The organism is Shewanella sp. BJSY2023SW001 (genome assembly GCF_047314685.1).
In the GTDB taxonomy this organism is placed as follows: domain Bacteria; phylum Pseudomonadota; class Gammaproteobacteria; order Enterobacterales; family Shewanellaceae; genus Shewanella; species Shewanella indica.
Genome location: NZ_JBKORF010000068.1, coordinates 1 through 21,562 on the forward strand (window position 1 = coordinate 1; position 21,562 = coordinate 21,562).

Here is a 21,562-nt window from a genome sequence, read left to right on the forward strand (position 1 = left end):
TTGGCTACACTCAGGACTCGCCAAATGCATCCATGCATAACGGCCAGCTCGCCTTCCTTGGCTCGCGCTCATAAGCTTGTTGCTTCGCAACATTCGCCATGCTCGACCTTCGAGCCTCGACGTCCCTGTCTCGGCTACGCCAATTTGCAACAACACCAGCGGCGGCTCCGAAGGGGGAATGGGTGCAAGTTTTCCCACACAGAGTCGTATTCAGCTACAGACATACGCCTATTTTCCAGGCATAGGCGGAACTGTGACCTTCCGATCCAGGGAAGTACTCGCAGCGAGTCATAGGGGCACCTGTGCATAAGCCTGCGGCAGGCAATGGGCTGGAAGCCCAATCAATGTTATTTGGCTCTTGTGGTGAGAGTGTTCACCAGTGCCATTCCCAAGGTCATTTCCGATGCTGAAAGTTAAGCTTTGAGCAATGCCAATGCGGGCTGTTGGTTATCAGGATAGAGTCGATAAGCTTTATGGTGCTTGATGCAACTGGCTTTCTTATCCCCCTGGCTGAGCAGAAGCGCATGTTTGACTGCAAACTGGGCAATCAACTGCTCGTCGGCGCGGATGTAAAGGGTGATGGGTTTAATCAAGTTGCCATCGAGCAGATGCTGTTGATACTGCTCTGTGGAGATCACCAAGCTGTTTTGCCCCTGGCTGTCTAATTTGAGTTTACCGCTTACTTCACAGTCGAGGATGACGAGCCAGCCTTCGGCCTGGAGCTCGGCAATCAGGTTCTGGAGCGATTGCCCCACTGCGGCATTATTGATGGCTGGCAGATACTGCGCCTGGATACGTTGAAGCACCTCGGGTAACTTGGCACCGGCACCCAGGCTTCGGCCCTCTCTTATCCAGCGAGTGAGATCTTCTGCCACTAACTTTGAGAAACGTTTCTCTTTTAGTGACTGCACCATCCAGTTGCAGAGGAAATGACTTTCCGTTGCCGGGGTCTTGATGCTGCCGGCAGCATGGTTACGTTCCGCCAAAGCAGCGAGGCCGGCTTGGGTTAATGCCAGCAAGGCCTGATTGTAGCTTTGTTCTGTCATTGTATTTCCGCGTATAAGAGATATGGATGGGGCGCTGAGTATACCCTATGCTGCAGTTATCAATATCAGGTAGACAAAGAAAAACCACCACAATGGTTATCAGTAAGACAGTTATCCGATCTGTCTTCGCCGCTATCTTACTGTAAATTTTTCAATCTCAAGGATATCTCTTGTCTGCCGGGCAACTGGGTTGTTTAATGAACAAGGTGAGGTAGTAGTCGGATGTTACCTCTGCCTCTATGGGCTTGGTTAAGATGAGTCTGATGGTGAGTCGATGGAATAACAGGAGAAGACAATGGCTAACGTATTGATCCTTGCCGGTGATTATGTGGAAGACTATGAAATCATGGTGCCGTTTCAGGCGCTGCAGATGGTGGGCCATAAGGTGACTGCCGTGTGCCCTGACAAAGAGGCCGGTGATACTGTCAGGACGGCTATTCATGATTTTGAAGGCGATCAAACCTACAGTGAAAAACCTGGGCACAATTTCGTTCTCAACGGTGACTTTGAACAGATAAGTGCCGATGACTTTGATGCGCTGCTGATCCCCGGCGGCCGAGCACCCGAGTATCTGCGTCTCTATGATGAAGTGCTTGAGCTGGTTCGAGCCTTTGCCAAGGCGGATAAGCCGATTGCCGCCGTCTGTCATGGGGCGCAGCTGCTGACCGCCGCTGGAGTGGTGCAGGGCAAGAAGGTGTCGGCTTATCCCGCCTGTGCCCCAGAAGTGCGCCAAGCCGGTGGTGAATATGCCGATATCGAGGTGACAGAAGCGATTACTGACGGCAAGTTGGTTACAGCGCCGGCTTGGCCTGCTCATCCTCAGTGGTTGGCGCAGTTCCACGCCTTGCTTTGAATTCGGTAAACAAAAGCGCTTATCCCTTAGGGGAGCAAGCTTTGCCGCCGAGAATGCAAGTGTTTCCAGCCGGTAGAAAGTCCAGCTAAAACCCAATTAGCCAAAAGCCGCGCAGTGCGCGGCTTTTTAGTGGTTCAACATAGGAGCAAAAGCCCGTCAAGCGGGGCGGCTCACTTGAGCTTCTTTGGCTTGATGCCGCTGGAGCCGACTTTAACCTTAACTCTGCGGCCGGACATGCTCTTTTCCGCTGCGACCTGCTCCGAGGCGCTGCTGGCACCCGGCTTTTTCTTGGCGAAGCTGCGGCGCTTTTGCAGTTGCTTGAGCAGGAGATCGCGATTACTCACTTCATAGCCTGGCATCATGATGCGCTTGAGTTTTTGGCCGATCAGTTTTTCAATGTCGGCCAGGGTGCGCTCTTCTTCGCGGCTGACAAAAGAGATGGCGACACCCGTCTTGCCGGCGCGGCCGGTGCGACCGATACGGTGCACATAGTCCTCTGCTAGGAAGGGCAGATCGTAATTGACCACATACTCGAGATCCGGAATATCCAGGCCGCGGGCGGCCACTTCGGTGGATACCAATACCCGTACCTTGCCTTCCTTGAATTCTCTGAGCGCCCGGCGGCGGCTGCCCTGGGCTTTTTCACTGTGCACCACGGCACTGGCGATACCGTCGAGATTCAGCTCCTTGACCAGATGATCCGCATCTTCACGGGTGGCGGTAAACACCAGCACCTGCTGCCAGTTCTTGCGCCCGATAAGTTCAGACAGGAGTTCACGCTTGCGGCGCTGCTCTACCGGGTAGACTACCTGGCTGACGGTCACCGCTGTGGTGTTTTGGCGGTCGGCGGTGATGACCTTGGGCTTGTTCATTATCTCATCGGCTAGGCGCCTTACCGCGCCAGAGAAGGTGGCCGAGAACATCAGATTTTGCCGCTGCTTGGCGGCGCTCTGAAGTATTTTGTTGATATCGTTGATAAAGCCCATATCCAGCATACGGTCGGCTTCATCCAGCACCAGCACTTCCAGCGAGCCCAGACTCAGGTTACCGGCCAGTAGTTGTTCCAGTAAACGCCCCGGAGTGGCTACCACTATGTCGGCGCCTTGTTTGAGCTTGTTGACCTGAGATGCTGACCTGACGCCGCCAAACAGGGTGGCCACCGACAACTGCAGGTATTTGCCGTATTGGCGGGCATTGTCGGCAACCTGGGACACCAGCTCACGGGTTGGTGCCAGGATCAGGGCCCGGATATTGCCGGGTTTGAGTTCGAGCGGGTTATCCTGCAGGCGCTGCAAAATAGGCAGCACAAAGGCGGCTGTCTTGCCTGTGCCCGTCTGGGCGCTGGCCAGTACGTCCTGACCGCGGCGAACCGCAGGGATGGCCTGTCTCTGAATCGGTGTCATGCTCTCATAACCGCACTCTTTGAGCGCACGGAGTATTTCGGGGGCAAAACTATAAGATTCAAACTTCATCTCGATATTCCTGTATTCAACCGCTTGGCGTGTGTCTTAGCTATTTCGGGTGTCGGCGGCCCAAATGCCGGAAGCTCAGGCCTGAGTATACGCCAAGTGCCGGGATAACCCGGGCGGGCGCGGAGTATAGCAAAAAAATTCACCAAGGCCCGATCATTTCTGCTTTATTCTTGCGCTGCAAGGATAAATGACCTCAGGCACTGCTGATATCACTGTTTTGGGCAGAAACAAGAATGCCGCCCGCAGGCGGCATTCTCTCACAATTTATCGGCTTAGCTGAACCAGCCGGCAAACATCTGCTTGAAGTAGTCCATCAGCTTGCTGAACCAGCTGCCTTCGTTGACTTCTTCCAATGTCACCAGTGGGAACTGGGCAATGTCTTTACCATCAAGCTGGAAGTATACCCGGCCGACGACTTCACCCTTGGCCAGCGGTGCGGTGAGCTCTTTGGTAAGTTCGAAGTTGGCTTGCAGGTTTTTAGCCTGGCCCCGGTTGATGGTCACAGGAGTGTCAGTGGTTACACCCAAGTCCACTGTGTCACGGTCGCCATACCAGATCTTCTGGGTGACAAAGCTGTCACCGGCCTTGTAAGGAGTGATGGTTTCAAAGAAACGGAAGCCATAGTTGAGCAGTTTCTTGCTCTCGGCCTTACGGGCGGCTTCACTCTTGGTGCCCATGACCACGGCAATCAGGCGCATGCCGTCTTTGGTGGCCGAGGATACCAGGTTATAGCCGGCACCCGAGGTGTGGCCTGTCTTGATACCGTCGACATCGAGGCTGTTATCCCACAAGAGGCCGTTACGGTTGTACTGCTTGATACCGTTGTAGGTAAAAGATTTTTCTTTGTAGATATCGTATTCGTCGGGAACATCACGAATGAGGGCCGCGCCCAGCAGCGCCATATCATAGGCGGTGGACTTGTGGTTGTCTGAATCCAGGCCGTGGGAGTTTTCAAAGTAGCTGTCACGCATGCCCAGCTGTTTGGCCCAGGAGTTCATCAGATCGACGAAGGCGCCTTCGGTTCCGGCAATGTGCTCGGCCATGGCGACACAGGCATCGTTACCGGATTGGATAATGATACCCCGATTCAGATCCGAAACTTTAACCGTCTTGCCGACTTCGATAAACATCTTGGATGAGTCGGGGAAGTTCTTCGACCAAGCGTTCTTGCTGATGGTCACGTCGTCATCGGCAGAGACGTTACCTGCCTTGATCTCCTGACCTATGACATAGCTGGTCATCATCTTGGTCAGGCTGGCTGGGTTAAGGCTTTCGTAGGCGTTATTTTCCGCCAGTAAGCGTCCTGAGTTGTAATCCATCAAGACATAAGCCTTGGCGGCAACGTCCGGTGCATCTGGGACGACTATCGGGGCATTGTTGGCCTGTGCGGCGGAAACCGAGGCACAGGCGAACAACAGAAAGGCTTTCGCGGGACTTTTTACAAAATTCATCATTACCTGAATACGTCTTCTGGTTGGAGTCGGAAAATATGCTGAAATTGGCAGCGAGTATAACATTAGTCGACCGGAAATTTCAGTTAAGGTTCCTTAATTAGTTAAAAATGTGGTGGAATTTTGAACGCTTATGTTTTTGGTTCAGTCACCATATAGCTGCTCGGAAAGCCGTCCTGCTTCAGCTTTTCCAGCAATTTGGCGGCAATACCTTCATGGCTGACCGGCCCGAGTTGCAGCCTGTATACCGACTTGGCATCTGTGATTCGGCTCTTGACCTGGTATTTGTTTTCAAGCTCTGAAGCCAACTCAAGCAGACGTTCGCGCGAGCCGGATGCCATCACCTGTACATAGTGCAGGTTGTTGCTGCGAAGTTCGGCCATGGTCTGGCTCTCTTCACTGTCTTCAAACAGGACTTCCAGTCTGACCTTGGCGGTGCCCGTTTTCAGCATGTCCAGCCGGTAAGCCGCGGCGTAGGACAGATCTATCACTCGGTCGGGATGGAAGGGACCACGGTCATTGACCCTGACCACTACGCTCTTGTTGTTGGCCAAATTGGTGACCCTGACATAGCTGGGCAGTGGCAATGTCTTGTGCGCCGCGGACATGGAGTACATGTCATAGGTTTCACCGTTGGAGGTCAGATGGCCGTGAAACTTGGCACCATACCAGGATGCCAGCCCCTCAACCTTGTACCCCTTGCCGGACGGCATCACTTGGTAGGATTTACCTCTGACCTGGTAATCCTTATTGCCCTGTTTGCTGTAGGGCTCGAATCTGGGATGGGCATCTTCCACCTTGGAGACATCCGGTGCATCGGCCGGAGGCCTATCATCTTTCATGGTGTAACGGCCCGAGTTGCCGGCACAGGCGGCCAGCAGAATCGAGGCGGTCAGTGGCAGCAATAGTTTAAGTCTTGTCATGGTGGGCTTTGAGTTGTTCACTGAATTGATAAACCGCCATGGCGTACAGCGGGCTACGATTGTAACGGGTGATCACATAGAAGTTGTTCAGCCCCAGCCAATAGTCTTTGGCATCGGCCTGTTCCAGCTCGATAAGCAGCGCTTTTTGGCTGGCATCCAGATCCCGGTTTTCCTTCAGTGCCACCTCGGGAGAGAGGATATCGGCCACTTGGTAATTGAGCTTTTCTCCCTTCCAGACCTTGGCCTTGGGCGTGGCCGTTGTGCTCAGCTCCAGCGCCACCGGTTCACCGGCTTTCCAGCCGTGACGGTGAAAATAGTTGGCTACTGAACCTATGGCATCGTCGACACTGCCCAGCAGATCCCGCTTGCCGTCACCGTCAAAGTCGACGGCGTAGGCCAGATAGCTTGAAGGAATAAACTGGCCATAACCCATAGCGCCGGCGTAGGAGCCCAGGAGCGTTTCCTTATCGAGTTGCTCCTCTTTAAGCAGCGTCATCAGTTTGGCAAACTCGCCGCGAAAGAAAGTCGTCCGTGGCGGGTAGTAGAACCCCAAGGTATAGAGGGCATCGATCACCGGGTACTTGCCCATATAACCGCCGTAGAAGGTTTCAATACCGATAATGGCGACTATGATTTGCGGATCAACGTCATAGGTCTTGGCGGCGCGCGCTATGGTTTGCTCATGTTGCTGCCAGAAATTCAGCCCGGCTTCGAGGCGCTTTTCGGTCAGAAAAATGGGGTAGTACTGATGCCAGGGTTTGGCCTCCCAAGGGCTGGAAATGGCGTCCAATACCGCCTGGTTTTTTTGGGCCGAGGCGAGGAAGCTTTCGACTTCTTCCTGGCTAAAGCCTTGGCTCTGTTGCTGTTTGATAAAATCCTGTTTGAGCTGCTCGGAAGCGGGCACCTCGGCGGTGGCACAGGCGCTGAGGTTGAGACTCAGCAGCAGGCCCAGAGGGGCGAGCAGCTTTTTGAATGTCGGCATCTAAGGCGTTCCTATCTGTCGATGAAGCGTCTATGGGTGTGAATACTCATTAGAATGCCAAAACCGGCCATCAATGTCAGCATAGAGGTGCCGCCATAACTTATCAGCGGCAGCGGGACTCCTACTACGGGCAAAATACCGGACACCATACCGATATTCACAAACACATAAACGAAGAAGGTGAGGGTCAGCGAGCCAGCCAGCAAGCGGGCAAAGCTGGTTTGGGCTCTGGAGGCGATCACCAGGCCGCGGCCGATCACATAGAGATAAAGCGCCAACAGTAGCAGACTGCCGATGAGGCCAAACTCCTCGCCGATCACGGCGAAGATAAAGTCGGTGTGGCGCTCGGGCAAAAATTCCAGCTGCGACTGAGTACCATCAAGCCAGCCTTTGCCCCAGAGTCCGCCCGAGCCTATGGCAATTTTGGACTGAATGATGTGGTAGCCGGTACCGAGTGGATCGGCCTCGGGATCCAGCAGGGTCATCACTCGATTGCGCTGGTAGTCGTGCATCAAAAAGAACCATAGAATCGGCAGCAGCGCCAGCACGGCGGCAATAAAACCACCGACAATGGCCCAGCTCATACCGGAGAGAAACAGCACAAAGATCCCCGAGGCGGCCACCAGAATTGAGGTACCGAGATCCGGTTGTTTGGCGATAAGCAGAGTGGGGATCAGCAAAATCACCCCGGCACCGGCTAGATAACGCTTCTTCGGCGGCAAGGGAAACTTGGAGATAAACCAGGCCATGGTGATCGGGAACGCCAGTTTCATCAGCTCAGACGGCTGAAACTCCATAAAGCCCAGATTGAGCCAGCGTTGGGCGCCCTTGTTGATCTCACCGAAGAAATGCACCCCCAGCAGCAGCGCGACCCCGGCAAGATAGATGGGCAGAGCCCAGCGGCGAAATACCTCGGGGTTAATCTGGGCAAGGATCAACATTAGTCCAAGGGACAATCCCATACGGAATAGCTGCCGCTCCATCATGGCCAGGTCTTCGCCGCTGGCAGAATAGATGACGAACAGGCCAAAGCCCATCAGGCCCAGGATGCCTAGCAGCAGTGGCAGATCGATATGCATCTTCTGCCAGATATTGGGTTTACGGCTGTGGCTCATGTTTCAACTCCCAGGTATCCCGTAGCAGATATTCGTCCAGCATGGCCCGGGCAACCGGCCCGGCGTTGGCGCCACCCCAACCGGCGTTTTCCAGTACCACCGCCAGCACAATTTTTGGATCTTCGTAGGGGGCATAGGCGATGATCAGCGCGTTATCGCGCAGATGCTCGTCAATGGTGTCCGCATCATACTTCTCATCTTCGGCAACGCTGAAGACCTGGGCGGTACCTGTCTTCATCGCCGCAGTATAACTGGCATCGGTGAAGCGACTCTTCTGCGCGGTGCGGCGCATGGCTTCGTTGATGATCTCCCAGTTGTTTTTGTTTTTCAGCACTATCGGTGGCCTTTCATCCACCGGCGTCTCGATGCGGGCTGTGTTGTCCTTGATGGCCTTGAGCAGGTGCGGGGTAAAACGCTTGCCGCGGTTGGCCAAAATGGCTGTGGCATTGGCCAGCTGCAAAGGCGTGGTGGTCCAGTAACCCTGACCAATCCCGACCGAGATGGTGTCGCCTATGTACCAGGGTTGGTTGTACTTGAGGCGTTTCCAATCCCTCGATGGTATTACCCCGGCAGATTCTTCGAAGATATCCACCCCGGTATTCTGACCGAAACCGAATTGATCCATAAAGCCGGAGATCTTGTCGATGCCCACCTTGTAGGCCATGTCGTAGTAGAAGGTATCGCAGGAGTGAACTATGGAGTCATATACATCAACCCAGCCGTGGCCCCAGCGTTTCCAGTCGCGATATTTTCGGTCGACCCCTGGGATCTGCCAGAAGCCGGGATCCCAGATGCGGGTCTTCTCGCTAATGGTTTGATCTTCCAGCCCCAGGAGCGCCAGATGCGGCTTGACCGTGGAGGCCGGGGCATATTGCCCTTGGGTTGCGCGGTTAATCAGGGGACGCGAGCGGCTGTTGAGCAGCTCGCTGTAGGCTTTTGAACTGATCCCGTGCACAAATTGGTTCGGGTCATAGCTGGGGCTGGAGACCATGGCCAGAATACCGCCGTCTCTTGGATCTATCGCCACGATTGAGCCGCGGCGGCCATCCAGCAGTTCGGTGGCCTTTTGCTGCAGCTGCAGATCCAGTGTCAGGTAGATATCCTGTCCGGGCTCGGGCTGGGTCACCTTGAGGGTGCGGACACTGCGCCCCAGGTTGTTGACCTCTTCCTCCAAATGCCCGGGCAGGCCGTGGAGCAGGCTCTCATAGAACTTTTCTATACCCTGTTTGCCTATGTCCTTGGTGGCGGCATAGTTTTTCCAACTGCCGGAGCGTTCCAGCGCGTCTCTGTCTCTGGAGTTGATTTTGCCGACATAGCCGAGCACATGGGTCAGCAGGCTGCTGTAGGGGTAGTGGCGTTTGAGACCGGCATCGACATAGAAACCATCGAACCTGTGTTGGTTAACACTGAACAGGGCCACCTCATCTTCCGTCAGCCTGGTCTTGAGCGGCAAGGGCTTGAAGCGGCGGTGATATTTCAGTGACTCGGTGAAGCTGTCGCGCTCATCCTGACTGAGGTCGATAACGGTTGAGAGTTCATCCAGCGTCTGCTGCATGTTCTTCACCTTCTCCGGGATCACTTCCAGGGTGTAGAAGGGCAGGTTCTCTGCCAGCAGCTTGCCGTTGCGGTCATAGATCAGGCCGCGGCTGGGTGCCAGCGGTACCACTCGGATACGGTTATCATTGGAGCGGGTTTCGTAGTCTTTGAAAGACACCACCTGCAGATAGTAAAGATTGCCGAGCAACAGGCTGAGCAAAGCGACCACGCAGACAAAGGTAAACAGCGCCCGGCGTTTGAACAGTGCCGCCTCGGCGGCGTGATCATGCATGGTTATTCGCTTTCTACGCGGCAATGGATTCTCTCCGGCTCAAACAGTTAATGCAAAGTCAGCTAAAGCAAGTGGCTCTTGGGTGCCTTATTCCCTGTGGTAGGGATGATTGTTGTTGATGCTCCAGGCCCGGTACAGACTCTCGGCCACCACGACTCTCACCAAAGGGTGGGGCAGGGTCAGGGCCGACAGACACCAGCTTTGGCTGGCGGCTTGTTTACAGGCAGGAGCCAGGCCTTCCGGGCCGCCTATCAGCAGGCTGACATCCCGGCCATCGAGCTGCCACTTTTCCATGGCAGAGGCGAGCTCCGGAGTCGTCCAGTTCCTGCCCGGCAGATCCAGAGTGACGATATGGTTGCCCTTGGGGATCGCGGCCAACATGGCTTCGCCCTCTTTTTGCAGAATACGGGCGATATCGGCATTCTTGCCCCGCTTGCCGGCGGGGATTTCAACCAGCTCCAGCGCCATGTCCCTGGGGAAGCGGCGCTGGTACTCGGCGAAACCCTTGCTGACCCAGTCCGGCATTTTGGTGCCTACGGCAACGAGTTGCAGTTTCATCAGGCGTTGGCGTCAGACCAGAGTTTTTCCAACTGGTAATGTTCGCGGGTTTGCTCCTGCATCACATGCAGAATCACATCACCCAGATCCACCAGAACCCAGTCGCTGCTGTCGCGGCCTTCTACGCCCTGAGGTTGCATACCGGCTTGTTTGGCTTCGGCAACTACATTTTCAGCAATGGCGCGAACATGGGTCTTGGATGTGCCTGAGCAGATAACCATAAAGTCGGTCACGTTGGACTTTTTGCTGACATCCAGCACGACTATGTCCCGGGCCTTGAGATCATCGACCTTGTCGACAACAAATTGTTTCAGTTCTGTGCCTTGCACGCTGAAGATCCTCTCATGTTTTTGATCAAGCGCAGTAGTATATCAGCGCTGGCGGGCAAGTCCCATAGGATTTATCGCCCATCCACCGCAGTTAACCGCCAAGATAGAGGCGGTTTGTAACTATATATTCGAGCACGGCTTTGGGCATGGCGGCGCGGCAGGCATTAATGTTACCGGCGGCGATGGCGCTGCGAATGGCCGTGGAGGAGAAGGGCTGCGGCTTGACCGAGAGGCTGATGATTTTGCCGCTTTGATGTTGGCCCTTGTCTCTCGCTGCCAAGGCCTGGGTGACTGAGCAGCTTCTTTGGGCCAGTTCGGTTTGGATTTCGGCGTCCTTTGGCAGGTGCCAGTCCGGGCGCTGGCAAACCACCAGGTTACACAGGGAAAACAGCCGCTGCCATTGATGCCAGCTCGGCAGCGACAGCAAGGAATCTGTACCCATGATGAATTGAAATTCGGCGCCTGGGAAAGCCTGCTGCAGCGCTTCCAGCGTTGCGACGCTATAGGAGGGGGCATTGCGTTTGAGCTCGATATCGCAAATGTCCATATCGGGGAACTCGTCGCAGGCCAGTTTAAGCATGGCCAGGCGCTGCTCGCTGCTGGCGGTGGCCTTGGCCTTGTGCGGCGGAATATGGTTCGGCAGCAACCAGAGTTTATCCAGCTCTAGCCGGGCTTTGACTTCGGCCGCGGGTTTGAGGTGACCATAGTGAACAGGGTCGAAAGTACCGCCCATCAGTCCGATACGCATCTAGTCTCCTCAGTCGAACTCAATATGGTCAAGGTGGCGCGCCGCTTTGGGATCGAACAGCAAACACAGATGGGACAGGCCGGTCCAGTTTTCCTGGCCTTGCTGTTTCAGTGCCAGCTCCAGTTTGGAGGCGATAGCCAGCATGGACTCTATGGCTTCCAGGCTCAGCCGGGTGAGGGCGCCCTGATAGAGCGGCTTGCGCTTGTCCCAAATTCTATGCTTGCCGAACAGGCTATTGAGGCTCTCGCCCTGACTGCGGGCCGATTGCAGCGTCAGCAGCAAGGTCAGCTCTTTTTGCAGCGCCCAATGGATAATGGGCATGGCGGTTTCTTCGGCCTTGAGCTGGGCGAGGATATGCTGGGCCTTATCCTGTTGGTTGGCCAGCAGGGCATCGGTCAATTGGAACACGCTGAAGCGGGATTGATCTTCGAAGTAGCGGCTCAACTCTTCGCTGTCCACAGGACGGGCACCGGCCAGTAGTTGCAGCAGTTGCATCGCCTGATCGGCCGCCAGCAGATTGCCTTCGTAGAGGGCATACAGCATGGCTCTGGCATCGTTTTTGAGATTGAGCCGATAGTATTGAATACGGCCGTCGAGCCAGCGCTGAAACTGAGCCCCTTCGGGGGTGGCGCAAGGAACATAAAGACCTTGACTGTCCAGGGCCTTGAACCACTTGCTGTTTTGCTGATCGCGGCCAAGCTTGGGGCCGTCGATGATAAGCAAGATATCCGGGTTTTGTTCGGCGATAAGGCTTTGCAGCATGGCGCCGCCATCGGCGCCCGGCTTGGCCTGTGGCAGGTTGAGCTCTATGATCCTGCGACTGGCAAACAGGCTCATGGCGTGCCATTCGTTGGCGAGATCCTGCCAGTTGAAGTTGGCTTCCTGAGTCAGTTGCAACCTTTCTTCAAAGCCTTGGCTACGGGCGGCAGCCAGGATTTGCCGCTTACTGCTGTCCAGCAGATAGGGATCGTCGCCCAGCAGCAGGTAGCAGGATTTCAGTGGCGACAACTGCCGGTGTAACTGATCCGGATAGACCCGCATCAGTTCACCTCGATGGCGGCCAGAGTCTGGATGATGTTATCGGCGGCCTGAATGCGCATCTCTTTGACCAGTAACTCCATCTCCCGGCTCTTGGCCAAGGCGGTGCGGGGGTCGTCGAGATAATCGCGGCGGATTTCCACATCGAAAGGCTGTGCTTCCTTACCCGGTAGAGACACGGCAAAACGCACATGGTAGATGAGTTCATATTCGGCGACGTTGCCTGTGGGGTAGAGCGACAAGGTTGAGCGCTCCAGAGTGTCGCTCAGCAGCACCAGCCGGGGAATGCCCTTGGCGGGTTCCTCTATGCCGACATTGTTGAGACGCAGACGTTCACGCACCAGGCGGCTCAGCTCGCTGTATTTGTCGCTGCTCTCCAGGCTCAGCTTGCTTAGCTCGGGCGGAATGGAATAACTTCCCTGGAGTTGAAAGCCGCAACCGGCACTGGTCATAACGACCAGTGCCAGCAGGGCGAACATCAACTGCTTCACGCTTAAAGATAGTTTCAGCATGGATGTCCTGTTTTTTCTCAGTTGGCGACTATGTTCAGCAGTTTGCCGGGAACATAGATCACCTTGCGGATGGTCTTGCCTTCGGTGTGCTTCATCACCTGCTCATCGGCCAGACCCAGGGCTTCGACCTCTTCCTTGGCAGCATCGGCTGCCACAGTGATCTTGGCTCTGAGCTTACCGTTGACCTGCACCACGATAAGCTTGCTGTCTTCGACCAGTGCAGATTCGTCGGTTTCAGGCCAGCTGGCTGACTCGATATCGCCTTCCATGCCCAGCTCCTGCCACAGGTTGAAACTCAGGTGCGGGGTGATGGGGTACAAGAGACGCACAATGGCCGACAGGGCTTCGGCCATCAGGGCTCTGTCCTGCTCGGTTTCCTGTGGAGCCTTTTGCAGTGCATTCATCAGTTCCATCACAGCAGCAATGGCGGTGTTGAACATCTGACGGCGGCCGATATCGTCGGTCACCTTGGCGATGGTTTTGTGCAGTTCGCGGCGCAGCGTTTTCTGCTCGCCGGTCAGTGCCGCGATATCCAGCGCTGGAGCTTCGCCCTTGGATATATGGTCGTGGGCCAGTTTCCACAGACGCTTGATAAAGCGGTGGGCACCTTCTACGCCTGACTCCTGCCATTCCAATGTCAGCTCCGGTGGTGCGGCAAACATCATGAACAGTCGCACAGTATCTGCGCCGTACTTCTCCACCATCACTTGCGGATCGATACCATTGTTTTTCGACTTGGACATCTTGCTCATGCCGGTGTAAGTCAGTTCATGGCCTTCGCTGTCCACCGCCTTGAGGATCCGACCCTTGTCGTCTTTCTCAACCACAGTCACTTCCAGTGGCGATACCCAAACGCGGGCGCCTTTCTCGTTGCTGTAGTAGAAAGCATCGGCCAGTACCATGCCTTGGGTCAACAGGCGCTTGGCAGGCTCATTGGAGTTAACCAAACCGGCATCGCGCAGCAGTTTGTGGAAGAAGCGGAAGTACAACAGGTGCATACAGGCGTGTTCGATACCGCCTATGTATTGATCTACCGGCAGCCAGTAGTCGGCCTTGGCTGGATCCAGCATCTGATCTGCCTTGGGCGAGCAGTAGCGGGCATAGTACCAGCTGGACTCCATAAAGGTGTCGAAGGTGTCGGTTTCGCGCAGGGCATTTTGGCCGTTGATTGTGGTTTTGGCCCACTCTTTGTCGGCCTTGATTGGGCTTTGGACCCCATCCATGACCACATCTTCCGGCAGAATGACCGGCAGTTGTTCTTCCGGCGTCGGCATCACAGTGCCGTCTTCCAGAGTCACCATAGGGATAGGTGCGCCCCAGTAACGCTGGCGGCTGACGCCCCAGTCGCGCAGACGGAAATTAACCTGGCGCTTGCCTTTGCCTTCGGCACTCAGCTTGTCGGCGATGGCGTTGAAGGCGGCTTCAAAGTCCAGACCATCGAACTCACCTGAGTTGAACAGTATGCCTTTTTCAGTGTAAGCGGCTTCAGAGATATCCAGCTCGCCATCGGCAGGCTTAATCACGCCCTTGATCGCCAGGCCATACTTGGTGGCGAATTCATAGTCACGCTGGTCGTGGCCGGGAACCGACATTACGGCGCCGGTACCATAGTTCATCAGGACAAAGTTGGCGGCCCAAACCGGGACTTCTTCGCCTGTCAGCGGGTGGATCGCCTTGAGGCCGGTATCAACACCTTTTTTCTCCATAGTGGCCAGCTCGGCCTCGGAGGCGGTGCTCTGCTTGCACTCTTCAACAAAGGCTGCCAGCGCCGGGTTGTTGGCGGCGGCTTTCTCGGCCAGCGGGTGACCGGCGGCAATGGCCACATAGGTCACGCCCATCACTGTATCCGGACGTGTGGTATAGATGTCGAAGCTATCGTCAGAACCAGCCACCTTGAAGGTCATCTCGACCCCTTCGGAGCGACCAATCCAGTTACGCTGCATGGTCTTGACCTGCTCAGGCCAACCTTCGAGGGTATCGATATCATTCAACAGCTCTTCGGCGTACTGAGTGATCTTGATGAACCACTGAGGGATCTCTTTCTGCTCCACTACAGTGTCGCAGCGCCAGCAGCAACCATCGATAACCTGCTCGTTGGCCAGCACTGTCTGGTCATTGGGGCACCAGTTGACCGAAGAGGTCTTCTTGTACACCAAGCCTTTTTCATACAGTTTGGTGAAGAACCACTGTTCCCAGCGATAGTATTCCGGGGTACAGGTGGCAATTTCACGGCTCCAGTCGTAGCCAAAACCCAGCATTTTCAGCTGGTTCTTCATGTAATCTATGTTTTCATAGGTCCAAGGCGCCGGCGCAGTGGCGTTCTTGATCGCGGCATTTTCTGCCGGTAGACCGAAGGCATCCCAGCCGATGGGCTGAAGCACATTTTTACCCTGCAGACGCTGGAAACGGGAAACTACGTCACCTATGGTGTAGTTACGCACGTGTCCCATATGCAGCCGACCTGAAGGATAGGGGAACATAGAGAGGCAGTAGAACTTCTCTTTACTCGGATCTTCGGTGACTTCAAAAGTTTTCTTTTCTGCCCAGTGCGTTTGCACTTTGGCTTCGATTTCTGAGGGATTATATTGCTCTTGCATCAGGTTTTTCGGCAATGCCGCCCATTATTTTGACATGCGCGCTATACTGCGCCGTTTAGATCTGCATAGAATAAACCAGAAGTGAGTCATTAAGAAAGGTTCGTCTTAAAGGAGTATTGGCCATGAGTGAGAGAAGTACGGAGTTACTGGCGCTGTATCAGGCCTTGATTGACAGAGTCAAACAACAGTATGACCAAGATAACTCATTGACAGTGAAGAGCTTATTTAATTCTATCAAGGAAGGGAAAGAGTATTTGGCTATCAAGCAGCAGGCCGGTGAGGCCGAGCTGTCTCTGGTCGAGGAATTCCTCAAGCGGGATATCGCCAGCTATATTCAGAGCCAAACGGAAGATGACATCAGTTACAGCCCTACTATGCTGACGCTGGAAAATACCCTCTGGCACTGGTTGGGTGAAATCAGCGACCGCAGCCAGGTGGAGTGGCACGAACTGGCCCATGAATTCAAACACCATGGCTATTATCAGAGCGGCGATATCGTCAGTCAGGGTAAAATGGTCTGCAGTAACTGCGGCCATGAGATGGACTTTGAGTTTCCAGGCGTTATTCCCGACTGCCCCGAGTGTGACCACTCGGAATTTACCCGTGAAGCGTTGGCGCCCTGAGTTGCCAGCATCCAGATTCTGAATGGACGAGGCCCGGAGTTGCAAACTCGTAGAAAGGGAGCGTGTTGTGAGAGCTGGGTTTGAGTGAGAAAAGTGCCAATTAACAAGCCCGGCTTTGGCCGGGCTTGTTGTTGGGGATTGTCAGTTGATCTTGAGCAACTCCACATCAAAAATCAGTACTGAACCCGGCGGGATCGAGCCGGCAGAGCGATTGCCGTAGCCCAGACTGCTGGGAATAAAGAAGCGCATCTTGTCGCCTTCTGTCATCAACTGAACCCCTTCGGTCCAGCCCTTGATCACCTGATTGAGTGGAAAGGCGATGGGCTCACCGCGATCGACCGAGCTGTCAAACACAGTGCCGTCAATCAGGGTGCCATGGTAGTGCACTGTCACCTTATCCTTGGGACCCGGATGAACCTGGCCTTGCCCCTTGTGCAGTAACTGATACTGCAGCCCCGAGTCTGTGGTGACCACCCCCTCTTTATGCTTGTTGGCCTCAAGAAATACCTCGCCCTTGGCAACATTCTCTTTTGCCAGTTTCTGGCCATTCATAGTGGTGAAAAAGTAAAAAATAACTGCGGCGATAACCACCACGGCAAGCAACATTCTCATTTGGGGATCCTCTGTCCTGAAGGTGGCGCTATCTTAGCAGTTGGACTGCGGCATTTACAGCTAAGGGAAGGTGCGAACAAGTCCCATGTGTACTCTGCGTCGGCTTACGGGCTTGGATGCAAGGCGTGGTTCGCAGCAAATGGCCCTAGTCCTTTGCAAGAAGCACAACACAGCAGGCAGGCCTGTAAGCTACGCCCTTCGGGGCTTTCACAGCAACCGGCTCTCTGCGTTATCCGCCTTTGGCAGGCCCCGGCATGCCTTCAGTCAGATGCCTTGAACGCCAATTGCTGTGCAAGCCACTCTCTACAAAAGAGAAGGCCACGAGGACTTATTCGCACCTTCCTTAGGGTTATAGTGTACTTTTGTCGGGCTTTATCCCTCGGGCAGACTTGTGTAGGCTATTGATAAAAAAGTGAAAGCTAAATCAGCTCTCCGCAGAATAATCATAATAAGACTCAAGGAAACCCCTATGCTCAATCGCGCCTCCCGGCCACTGGTCAAGCTGGTGGATAAGTATCTGCCCGATCCCTATATCTTTGTGCTCCTGCTTACTTTATTGGTGTTTGCCGCCGCCATGCTCGGCCAGCAAAAGACACCGGTAGAAGTGCTGGGTTATTGGGGCAGCGGTTTTTGGAACCTGCTCAGTTTCTCGATGCAGATGTTGCTGGTGCTGGTGGCCGGTTTTATGTTGGCCAGCTCGCCGCCGGTGAAGAAGTTGCTGGATGCCATAGCGTCCCTGGCCCGCAGCGCGCCGCAGGCTATCATACTGGTGACCTTGGTTTCCTTGGCGGCCAGTTGGCTTAACTGGGGGTTCGGTTTGGTGGTTGGTGCCTTGTTTGCCAAGGCGTTGGCGCGCCGGGTCAAGGTGGATTACCGTTTGCTGGTGGCCAGCGCCTATTCGGGCTTTGTGGTCTGGCATGGCGGCTTGGCGGGCTCAGTGCCCTTGACAGTGGCCACACCAGGACACTTTGCCGAGGCGCAGATAGGCATTATTCCTACCTCGGAAACTATTTTTGCCGGCTTTAATCTGCTGCTACTTGCCTTGCTGTTTATCATAATGCCGCTGGTCAATCGCTTTATGCTGCCGGATGACAAAGAGTCAGTGATAGTCGATCCTGCGCTGCTCGAGGATGCTGCGCCGACTCAGAGTGAGAACAAACGCCCGGCCGACTATCTGGAGAACAGCCGGATACTCGGGATCCTGGTGGGCCTGTGTGGTCTCGGGTATCTGGGGTATTGGTTCTTTGTTCAGGGGGGCAGTCTTAACCTCAACATAGTCAACTTCCTGTTTCTGTTCCTGGCGATAACCCTGCACCAGACGCCGCGCAGTCTGCTGGTCAGTCTCAATGAGGCGATAAAGGGCGGCGCCGGAATAGTGATCCAGTTTCCCTTCTACGCCGGCATCATGGCGGTGATGGTACAGTCCGGGTTGGCGCAGAGTATCTCTTCGGGTTTTGTTGCCATTGCCAGCGCCGAGTCACTGCCATTCTGGAGCTTTATCAGCGCCGGGGTGGTGAATATCTTCGTGCCATCCGGTGGCGGCCAGTGGGCGGTACAGGCACCTATCATGTTGCCGGCCGCCGAGGCACTTGGCGCCGATGTCGCCAGGGTCGCCATGGCGGTGGCCTGGGGGGATGCCTGGACCAGCTTGATCCAGCCTTTCTGGGCGCTGCCTGTGCTGGCTATTGCCGGGCTCAAGGCCCGGGATATCATGGGTTTTTGTCTGATGCAGTTGCTGATCACCGGCGTGGTGATAAGTGTTGCCCTCAGTTGGTTTTAGGCCAGCTATGCTTGCTGATCCCCTTGATATACAGGCTCTTGTGATAGGCCCAACCGAAAGCGAGGATCAGCAGCAACCCCGAAACCACAGGGGTTAGCAAAAACTGCCAGTCGGCCCCGGCCAGCATCACCAGCAAGGGGTTGGCGCCGGCCGGTGGATGTGTGGTGTTGGTCAGCATCATCAGGCCGACACCCAGGCCGGTTCCCAGCCCCAGTGTCAGCGGCGACACTCCCAAGGTGTGCAATAACAAGAGGCCCAGAGCGCAGGTGAGCAGATGGCCGAAGAAGATGTTTTTCGGCTGCGCCAGCGGGCTTTGGGGCAGGGCGTAGAGCAACACCATAGTGGCGCCGAATGGTGCCATCAGCAGCAGACTCCAGCTCAGGTTCTGCGTCAGCATCTCCTGTAATCCCGCCAGTAATCCAATACAGCTTCCGGCGCCCAGTGTGGCCCAGGCGGCAGCCTGCCAACGGTTTGTCGCCGCTTGGGCTGTGTTTTTTGCAGCAGGTGTTGCGGTCAGGGGCGGTGTGTTGTCCATATCTGTTTTCCTTTGGTTGTCAGCATTTTTGCCTGGTAGAACAATCGGTCTACTTTTTATGGTAGACAGACCGTTCTACTTTTGTCAAACTCAGATTGAATCGTTAAGGAGCGTGAGATGGACAAGGTTTCCCAACTGCTTGCCGGCGCCTTTGAACTCTTTTATCGAGAGAGTGTGCATGGGGTGGGTATCAATCAAATTCTGGCCGAGGCCGGCATAGCCAAGAAGACCCTTTATCATCATTTCGAGGGTAAGGAGGCCCTGGTGCTGGCCGTGGTGCGTTATCGCGATCAGCTGTTTTTTGATTGGTTGAATCAAAGGCTGGAGGCTGCGCAAACGCCGACGGAGCTGGTTCATGAGCTGTTTAACGCCCTGGATGATTGGTTCAACAGCCGGGTTGAATCCCTGAGCCAGTTTCGCGGCTGTTTCTTTATCAATACCGCCGCCGAGTATCCCTCACCCGAGCATCCGGTAAATCGTCTCTGCCGTGAGCATAAGGCCAGGGTTCAAAATGAGCTTGAGCAGAAGTTGTCGCCTTGGCTTGGCAACGAGCGCGCTCGTGAGTTGGCCGGGCAGTTGTGTTTGATTAAAGAGGGGGCGATAGTCTCGGCCCAGCTCGTCAGTCGGCAGTATGCTGCCGAGCGCGGCCGCAAGCTGGCACTGAGCTTACTTGATTAAGCCTAGATGATTGAGCCTGCTTGATAGGTGAGCTTGCCCTTGAGTTTAGAGCCAACCGTTAAAAGGCTATCTCGGGCAGCTGTGCCAGCCATCCCAGCTTAAGAGCGGCGCCAAGCACCAACAGGTTGAGGCCGACACAGCACCAGAACAGGAGTCTGAAACTTGTTTTACTGGTCTTGTGGCGGAACTGATGGCGTGCCAGTAAAGCGCCGGGCCAACCACCGAGCAAGCCGGTCAGTTGCAGGGTCGACTCCTTGGTGCGCCAGCGGCCAGTTTCAGCGGCCTTTTTATCGCGGGCATAGAGCCAATAACAGAGAAGGCTCAGCAGCAGATACCAGACGGGCACCAAGAGCGGCAGCTTATCCAGTGCCACTAAAGCCAGTAACAGCAGGGCAAACAGGGCGGTGAGCTTACCGATGAAAGACTTGTGACTGCTGCGCTTATTCTGCTGACGCTGTTTTTGTTTGAGTCTGCCCCTGTCCTCGGGAAAGAAGGCCTGTTTTGCCTGGCGCCGACCCTTGTCATCCAGGGTGATGTCAAAGGTCAGCACGTCGCCCACTTGTGGCCTGCGACCGCTCAGGCTCAGTGACTTAATGTGCAGAAACACCCGTTCACTGCCGTCATTGGGGCTGATAAACCCAAAGCCTTTATCGTCCTGCCAATGGCTGACTTTTCCTTTGTGCTTCATGTGTTTGACTCGTGAGTATTCATGGCGTTATTGATTGGCTTCTTGCCAAAGGCCAGACGACGCCAGAGCCATTCCAGCGGCCCTTGGTTGAAGAACCTAAGATAGCAGCCGGCCAGTATTATCTGTACCAAGGCATAACCCAGGGCTATGGCCAGGTAGTCTATGCGCTCAAGTGTCAGCAGCAATTCGGGCGCCTGATGGCGAAACAGCCAGATCCCAAAACAGGACTGCAGAATATACAGGCTCAAGGGGATCCGGCCAACCGCCTGCAGGCGCATTTGCAGCCATGGCAGGCGTCGGCCGAACTTAACTAACAGATGCGCATAGACGATAGCCATGGGAATGGCGCTCAGCATGACCAGAATATCGGAAAGCATCACCAGTTTGGGGCGGGATTGCAGGCTGAGAATCGTGTCCGCCAGCGACAGCAGCATGCTCAGTGCCAGCAATTTCCCCAATTTGCCCTGGGGTAAACCTTGGTCAAACAGCCCGCGACGATACAGGCTGATCCCCAGCAGCATCACACCGCTGACAAACCACAGCAGAGTAAATGGCAGGGAAATCAGCATCAGCAAGGTCATAAACAGGTGCATCAGCAACTGCTCGCCATAGCTGCCGGTCCAGGCGCTGTATTGTTCATTGAAAAGGGCGTTGCCGCGGATCCAGGCTTCATCACCCGGCAGAAAGATCATCAGGCCATAGGCCAGGATGCCGATGGCGATAAAGAGCAGTGCCCGCCTTTGCTGGGCTTCAATCTCCAGGTTACGATAATGCCAGGCGAGGAGGCCGCAAATGCTATAGGTGAGCAGGATATCCCCCGGCCAGATAAACAGGCTGTGCAGCGCCCCAAAGAGCATCAGCCAGAGTAAGCGCGAGCGGATTAAGGGGAAGGGCTCCAATCCTCTGGCGAGGAAATTCTGTTGTTGAATATAGAGGCCGACACCGAAGAGCATGGAAAACAGGCTGAGGAAGCGCCCTTCCAGTAGAAAATTACTCAGGGTTTCGGTAATGGCATCGGTTAAATGAAACTCGGGAAAGGGCGCATAACCATATAAGGTGACGCCCATAAAACTCACATTGAGAAAGAATATCCCTAATACCGCCAGCCCTCTGACGGCATCGATATTGGGGTTGTGACTGATTTTGACCGGCTGTCCCTGCATCTTTTCCCTGCCTATTTTTGTATACCATCTA

The 21,562-nt window shown here is 54.9% G+C and carries 21 protein-coding genes; 4 read left to right on the plus strand and 17 right to left on the minus strand.

Translation table 11 applies throughout. The annotated features are described in order from the left end of the window. Positions 1 to 413 precede the first annotated feature (413 nt). Entirely contained in the window at positions 414 to 1,046 is a 633-nt protein-coding gene (locus ACMHXH_RS15630) for a DUF2913 family protein (RefSeq protein ID WP_412514063.1), read from the minus strand. A gap of 295 nt (positions 1,047 to 1,341) precedes the next feature. On the opposite strand from ACMHXH_RS15630, the gene ACMHXH_RS15635 reads away from it, so the two are divergent. Next, a complete protein-coding gene (locus ACMHXH_RS15635) occupies positions 1,342 to 1,899 on the plus strand; it encodes a DJ-1/PfpI family protein (RefSeq protein ID WP_025889577.1) in 558 nt (185 codons plus the stop codon). A 170-nt stretch (positions 1,900 to 2,069) separates the two neighbouring features. On the opposite strand, the gene ACMHXH_RS15640 is transcribed toward ACMHXH_RS15635, so the two are convergent. The 12 genes from ACMHXH_RS15640 to leuS all read right to left on the minus strand — a co-directional run bounded on the left by ACMHXH_RS15640 (position 2,070) and on the right by leuS (position 15,452). Further along, entirely contained in the window at positions 2,070 to 3,371 is a 1,302-nt protein-coding gene (locus ACMHXH_RS15640; RefSeq protein ID WP_413738260.1) for a DEAD/DEAH box helicase, read from the minus strand. A gap of 272 nt (positions 3,372 to 3,643) precedes the next feature. Continuing rightward, positions 3,644 to 4,825, minus strand: a complete 1,182-nt coding sequence (locus ACMHXH_RS15645; protein WP_101095963.1) for a serine hydrolase — start codon at positions 4,823 to 4,825, stop codon at positions 3,644 to 3,646. Between the two features lie 128 nt (positions 4,826 to 4,953). Beyond that, positions 4,954 to 5,745 (minus strand): septal ring lytic transglycosylase RlpA family protein, encoded by a 792-nt coding sequence (locus ACMHXH_RS15650; protein ID WP_039034328.1) that lies wholly within the window; start codon positions 5,743 to 5,745, stop codon positions 4,954 to 4,956. Continuing rightward, a complete protein-coding gene (mltB, locus tag ACMHXH_RS15655) occupies positions 5,732 to 6,727 on the minus strand; it encodes a lytic murein transglycosylase B (RefSeq protein WP_413738262.1) in 996 nt (331 codons plus the stop codon). Before mltB ends, ACMHXH_RS15650 begins: the two co-directional genes overlap by 14 nt. 11 nt (positions 6,728 to 6,738) lie before the next feature. Continuing rightward, the gene (gene rodA / locus ACMHXH_RS15660) at positions 6,739 to 7,842 is read right to left on the minus strand and encodes a rod shape-determining protein RodA (protein WP_039034326.1); all 1,104 of its coding nucleotides are present in this window, start codon (positions 7,840 to 7,842) and stop codon (positions 6,739 to 6,741) included. Further along, positions 7,826 to 9,670 carry a penicillin-binding protein 2 gene (gene mrdA, locus ACMHXH_RS15665; RefSeq protein WP_039034325.1) on the minus strand — a complete coding sequence of 615 codons (1,845 nt, stop codon included), beginning with the start codon at positions 9,668 to 9,670 and terminating at the stop codon, positions 7,826 to 7,828. Before mrdA ends, rodA begins: the two co-directional genes overlap by 17 nt. Positions 9,671 to 9,757: 87 nt before the next feature. Beyond that, positions 9,758 to 10,228 carry a 23S rRNA (pseudouridine(1915)-N(3))-methyltransferase RlmH gene (rlmH, locus tag ACMHXH_RS15670; protein WP_039034324.1) on the minus strand — a complete coding sequence of 157 codons (471 nt, stop codon included), beginning with the start codon at positions 10,226 to 10,228 and terminating at the stop codon, positions 9,758 to 9,760. Continuing rightward, positions 10,228 to 10,557, minus strand: a complete 330-nt coding sequence (rsfS, locus tag ACMHXH_RS15675; RefSeq protein WP_025011675.1) for a ribosome silencing factor — start codon at positions 10,555 to 10,557, stop codon at positions 10,228 to 10,230. Before rsfS ends, rlmH begins: the two co-directional genes overlap by 1 nt. A 91-nt stretch (positions 10,558 to 10,648) precedes the next feature. Beyond that, positions 10,649 to 11,305 carry a nicotinate-nucleotide adenylyltransferase gene (nadD, locus tag ACMHXH_RS15680; RefSeq protein WP_335912586.1) on the minus strand — a complete coding sequence of 219 codons (657 nt, stop codon included), beginning with the start codon at positions 11,303 to 11,305 and terminating at the stop codon, positions 10,649 to 10,651. A 9-nt stretch (positions 11,306 to 11,314) separates the two neighbouring features. After that, positions 11,315 to 12,346 (minus strand): DNA polymerase III subunit delta, encoded by a 1,032-nt coding sequence (gene holA / locus ACMHXH_RS15685; RefSeq protein ID WP_233962703.1) that lies wholly within the window; start codon positions 12,344 to 12,346, stop codon positions 11,315 to 11,317. After that, positions 12,346 to 12,855: an LPS assembly lipoprotein LptE gene (gene lptE, locus ACMHXH_RS15690; RefSeq protein ID WP_025011678.1), complete on the minus strand. Its 510-nt coding sequence runs from the start codon at positions 12,853 to 12,855 to the stop codon at positions 12,346 to 12,348. The genes holA and lptE overlap by 1 nt, the downstream gene beginning before the upstream one ends. A gap of 17 nt (positions 12,856 to 12,872) precedes the next feature. After that, complete coding sequence (gene leuS / locus ACMHXH_RS15695; RefSeq protein ID WP_071477042.1) at positions 12,873 to 15,452, minus strand: leucine--tRNA ligase; 2,580 nt, start codon at positions 15,450 to 15,452, stop codon at positions 12,873 to 12,875. A gap of 122 nt (positions 15,453 to 15,574) precedes the next feature. Here leuS and ACMHXH_RS15700 point away from each other — a divergent pair, with 122 nt between their 5' ends. Then, positions 15,575 to 16,075, plus strand: a complete 501-nt coding sequence (locus ACMHXH_RS15700; protein ID WP_071477041.1) for a zinc ribbon-containing protein — start codon at positions 15,575 to 15,577, stop codon at positions 16,073 to 16,075. Positions 16,076 to 16,216: 141 nt separating this feature from the next. On the opposite strand, the gene ACMHXH_RS15705 is transcribed toward ACMHXH_RS15700, so the two are convergent. Continuing rightward, positions 16,217 to 16,687 carry an FKBP-type peptidyl-prolyl cis-trans isomerase gene (locus ACMHXH_RS15705; protein WP_039034318.1) on the minus strand — a complete coding sequence of 157 codons (471 nt, stop codon included), beginning with the start codon at positions 16,685 to 16,687 and terminating at the stop codon, positions 16,217 to 16,219. Positions 16,688 to 17,156: 469 nt separating this feature from the next. On the opposite strand from ACMHXH_RS15705, the gene ACMHXH_RS15710 reads away from it, so the two are divergent. Further along, positions 17,157 to 18,467 carry a short-chain fatty acid transporter gene (locus ACMHXH_RS15710; protein WP_413738264.1) on the plus strand — a complete coding sequence of 437 codons (1,311 nt, stop codon included), beginning with the start codon at positions 17,157 to 17,159 and terminating at the stop codon, positions 18,465 to 18,467. On the opposite strand, the gene ACMHXH_RS15715 is transcribed toward ACMHXH_RS15710, so the two are convergent. Further along, entirely contained in the window at positions 18,454 to 19,002 is a 549-nt protein-coding gene (locus tag ACMHXH_RS15715) for an HPP family protein (protein WP_081737197.1), read from the minus strand. The two genes, ACMHXH_RS15710 and ACMHXH_RS15715, sit on opposite strands and share 14 nt — an antisense overlap. 117 nt (positions 19,003 to 19,119) lie before the next feature. Between ACMHXH_RS15715 and ACMHXH_RS15720 the strand changes: the two genes are divergently transcribed. Then, positions 19,120 to 19,680: a TetR/AcrR family transcriptional regulator gene (locus ACMHXH_RS15720; protein ID WP_039034316.1), complete on the plus strand. Its 561-nt coding sequence runs from the start codon at positions 19,120 to 19,122 to the stop codon at positions 19,678 to 19,680. A 58-nt stretch (positions 19,681 to 19,738) separates the two neighbouring features. Here the strand turns inward: ACMHXH_RS15720 and ACMHXH_RS15725 are convergent, their stop codons facing one another. Both ACMHXH_RS15725 and ACMHXH_RS15730 read right to left on the minus strand, forming a co-directional pair. After that, a complete protein-coding gene (locus ACMHXH_RS15725; RefSeq protein ID WP_335912584.1) occupies positions 19,739 to 20,368 on the minus strand; it encodes a cold shock and DUF1294 domain-containing protein in 630 nt (209 codons plus the stop codon). Then, entirely contained in the window at positions 20,365 to 21,531 is a 1,167-nt protein-coding gene (locus tag ACMHXH_RS15730; protein WP_234501374.1) for a DUF418 domain-containing protein, read from the minus strand. The genes ACMHXH_RS15725 and ACMHXH_RS15730 overlap by 4 nt, the downstream gene beginning before the upstream one ends. Positions 21,532 to 21,562: the final 31 nt, after the last annotated feature.

Coding starts and splice junctions, on each gene's coding strand:
- ACMHXH_RS15630 (WP_412514063.1), bottom strand. CDS start 1,046: ATGACAGAACAAAGCTACAATCAGGCCTTGCTGGCATTAACCCAAGCC.
- ACMHXH_RS15635 (WP_025889577.1), top strand. CDS start 1,342: ATGGCTAACGTATTGATCCTTGCCGGTGATTATGTGGAAGACTATGAA.
- ACMHXH_RS15640 (WP_413738260.1), bottom strand. CDS start 3,371: ATGAAGTTTGAATCTTATAGTTTTGCCCCCGAAATACTCCGTGCGCTC.
- ACMHXH_RS15645 (WP_101095963.1), bottom strand. CDS start 4,825: ATGATGAATTTTGTAAAAAGTCCCGCGAAAGCCTTTCTGTTGTTCGCC.
- ACMHXH_RS15650 (WP_039034328.1), bottom strand. CDS start 5,745: ATGACAAGACTTAAACTATTGCTGCCACTGACCGCCTCGATTCTGCTG.
- mltB (WP_413738262.1), bottom strand. CDS start 6,727: ATGCCGACATTCAAAAAGCTGCTCGCCCCTCTGGGCCTGCTGCTGAGT.
- rodA (WP_039034326.1), bottom strand. CDS start 7,842: ATGAGCCACAGCCGTAAACCCAATATCTGGCAGAAGATGCATATCGAT.
- mrdA (WP_039034325.1), bottom strand. CDS start 9,670: ATGCATGATCACGCCGCCGAGGCGGCACTGTTCAAACGCCGGGCGCTG.
- rlmH (WP_039034324.1), bottom strand. CDS start 10,228: ATGAAACTGCAACTCGTTGCCGTAGGCACCAAAATGCCGGACTGGGTC.
- nadD (WP_335912586.1), bottom strand. CDS start 11,305: ATGCGTATCGGACTGATGGGCGGTACTTTCGACCCTGTTCACTATGGT.
- holA (WP_233962703.1), bottom strand. CDS start 12,346: ATGCGGGTCTATCCGGATCAGTTACACCGGCAGTTGTCGCCACTGAAA.
- lptE (WP_025011678.1), bottom strand. CDS start 12,855: ATGCTGAAACTATCTTTAAGCGTGAAGCAGTTGATGTTCGCCCTGCTG.
- leuS (WP_071477042.1), bottom strand. CDS start 15,452: ATGCAAGAGCAATATAATCCCTCAGAAATCGAAGCCAAAGTGCAAACG.
- ACMHXH_RS15700 (WP_071477041.1), top strand. CDS start 15,575: ATGAGTGAGAGAAGTACGGAGTTACTGGCGCTGTATCAGGCCTTGATT.
- ACMHXH_RS15705 (WP_039034318.1), bottom strand. CDS start 16,687: ATGAGAATGTTGCTTGCCGTGGTGGTTATCGCCGCAGTTATTTTTTAC.
- ACMHXH_RS15710 (WP_413738264.1), top strand. CDS start 17,157: ATGCTCAATCGCGCCTCCCGGCCACTGGTCAAGCTGGTGGATAAGTAT.
- ACMHXH_RS15715 (WP_081737197.1), bottom strand. CDS start 19,002: ATGGACAACACACCGCCCCTGACCGCAACACCTGCTGCAAAAAACACA.
- ACMHXH_RS15720 (WP_039034316.1), top strand. CDS start 19,120: ATGGACAAGGTTTCCCAACTGCTTGCCGGCGCCTTTGAACTCTTTTAT.
- ACMHXH_RS15725 (WP_335912584.1), bottom strand. CDS start 20,368: ATGAAGCACAAAGGAAAAGTCAGCCATTGGCAGGACGATAAAGGCTTT.
- ACMHXH_RS15730 (WP_234501374.1), bottom strand. CDS start 21,531: ATGCAGGGACAGCCGGTCAAAATCAGTCACAACCCCAATATCGATGCC.